The 2,803-nt window shown below is 28.0% G+C and carries 2 pseudogenes; one reads left to right on the plus strand and one right to left on the minus strand.

Features of this window, described 5'->3' with window-relative positions:
* A pseudogene (locus tag E6248_RS15025) lies at positions 1 to 237 on the minus strand (hypothetical protein); the annotation flags it as partial.
* A 172-nt stretch (positions 238 to 409) separates the two neighbouring features.
* Here E6248_RS15025 and E6248_RS15030 point away from each other — a divergent pair.
* Positions 410 to 2,371 (plus strand): annotated as a pseudogene (locus tag E6248_RS15030) (DNA topoisomerase III); the annotation flags it as partial.
* Positions 2,372 to 2,803 lie beyond the last annotated feature (432 nt).

Consider the following 2,803-nt stretch of genomic DNA (forward strand, 5'->3'; position numbering starts at 1 on the left):
TACTATTACTACCATTACTGTAAATGTGTAAATAAATGAAATTGCAGTTATGCTATATTTTGCAAGTTTCTTAAAGACTATTTGTGTAAATGCAAAAATTAATATTCCTATTACAGCCATAAATATAAAATGCAGTTGCTTGTCATTAAGTGGGTACCCAGCAATTCCTACTATGTCCAATACTTTGTCATGTAAATCATTTATAAAACTAGCTATTAATTTTAATAATTCTACCATAATAAACCACCCCACAATTATTTATGAGTTATTATATCATTAAATCATTATTATTGCTAATTTATGATATAATATAGACTTATAGGATAATGTAATGGTGCTGTCGCACAATGAAAAATTATTTTGGGCTGTTTGTGGGACACATACATTAAAGAAAGAAAGGACATTTTATATGGGAAAAATATTAGTACTAGCAGAGAAACCTTCTGTTGGTAGAGATTTAGCAAAAGTTTTAAAAGCTAACAATAATAAGGGAGCTTATATTGAAGGAAATAAATATGTAGTAACTTGGGCTCTTGGTCATTTAGTTGGACTGCAAGATCCAGAAGGTTACGATGAAAAATACAAAACTTGGAGTATGGAAACACTTCCAATGTTACCTAAGTATATGAAATTAACAGTCTTAAAAAAGACATCAAAGCAATTTTATGAAGTTAAGAAGCTTTTAAATAGAAATGATATAGATGAAATAGTTATTGCAACTGATGCAGGAAGAGAAGGAGAGTTAGTTGCAAGATGGATTATAGAAAAGGCTGGAGTTAAAAAGCCTATAAAAAGACTTTGGATATCTTCACAAACAGATAAAGCAATTTTAGATGGATTTAAGAATTTAAAACCTGGAAGTGAATATGAAAATTTATATAAAGCAGCTGTATGTAGAGCAGAAGCAGACTGGATAGTTGGACTTAATGCAACTAGAGCCTTAACTTGTAAACATAATGCTCAATTATCAGCAGGAAGAGTTCAATCTCCTACTTTAGCTATGATAGTAAGTAGAGAAGAGGAAATTAAAAACTTCATTCCAAAGGATTATTATACAATATCAGCTAAGGCAAATAGCTTTTCTTTAACTTATGTTAATAAAGATAATAATGGAAGAATATTTAATGAAGATGCTGCAAATAGCATAGTAAATAAAACAAGGGGTAAGGATGGAGAAGTAGTTTCAATTACAGAAACACCTAAAAAGAAATTTGCTCCAGCTCTTTATGATTTAACTGAACTTCAAAGAGATGCAAATAGAATATGGGGATATTCAGCAAAACAAACTCTTTCAATAATGCAAAGACTTTATGAAAATCATAAGGTATTAACATATCCTAGAACTGATTCGAGATATATTTCTAGAGATATTGTAGGAACTTTAGAAGAAAGATTAAAGGCTATTTCAGTAGGTCAATATAGAAGTATTGCAAGTGAAATACTAAGGGGAAGAATAAATGCTCATAAGGGTTTTGTAGATGATAGTAAGGTAAGTGATCACCATGCTATAATTCCAACTGAACAAAAACCTAATACAGTAAACTTTAGCAGTGAAGAAAGAAATATCTATGATTTAGTAGTTAAGAGATTCTTAAGTGTAATGTTACCTCCTTTTGAATATATACAAACAAATATTGTTGCTAAAATAGGGGGAGAAAGTTTTATTGCTAAGGGTCAAGTAATAAAATCAAAGGGGTGGAAAGTAGTTTACAGTAAGGAAGATATAGAAGATTCATCGAAGGAAGATGATATTAAAGAGCAAGTCTTACCTAAGTTAAATAAGGGAGATAAAATAAAAATAAACTCTATTAACTTGAATAAGGGTCAAACTAAGCCACCAGCTAGATTTAATGAAGGAACTTTACTATCAGCTATGGAAAATCCTCAAAAGTACGTAAATGTTAATAAAGAAGCTGCTAAAACATTAAATGAAACTGGAGGACTTGGAACTGTTGCTACTAGAGCTGATATAATAGAAAAATTATTTAACTCTTTTGTTATAGAGAAAAAAGGAAAAGAAATAGTTCCAACTTCAAAAGGTAAACAATTAATAGAATTAGTTCCAAATGAACTTAAGTCACCTTTATTAACAGCAAAATGGGAAAGTAGATTAGATGCTATTAGTAAAGGAAAAGAGAGTGATAGTAGTTTTATTAAAGAAATGAAAAATTATTCTATTGCCTTAATAGAATCAATTAAGGGAGATAATAGTAAATTTATTCATGACAATAAAACAGGTAAAAAGTGCCCTAACTGCGGAAAATATCTTTTAGAGGTAAAAGGTAAAAATGGGGTTGTGAATGTATGCCAAGATAGAGAATGTGGATATAAGGAAAATGTTAGTAGAACTACTAATGCAAGATGTCCAGAATTTGTAAGAAAGATTATGGCATAAAATAAATTGACAATAAATAAGATAAGATGGTATTATTTAACTATAACTATTTGTTATAGCTTTTTTTATTTAATAAAATTAAAAGTATTGAAGTGATTTGATAATTTAATAGGTGAATTTAAATTAGTAATATTTATATTATTAATCAGTAGGAAAATAAGAGATAAATTTATATTTATCCAATTATGAAATGTATATCAAAATAAACTGAGACCACATCAGTTTATTTTGATATACATTTTTTTATTTTAGGGGGATTACTATGAAATTTGATAGTGAAAAAATTGTTTATTTTAATAAGAATAGAACGGATGAAAAAAATATAGAAATACATAATTATTTATTTAAGGTTACTCCGATTATTGAAAAAGAAAAAAATAAAAAAGATAAATCAATTATATATAAGAG

The sequence above is a fragment of the Clostridium sp. genome (genome assembly GCF_032552055.1).
Classification (GTDB): domain Bacteria; phylum Bacillota; class Clostridia; order Clostridiales; family Clostridiaceae; genus Clostridium.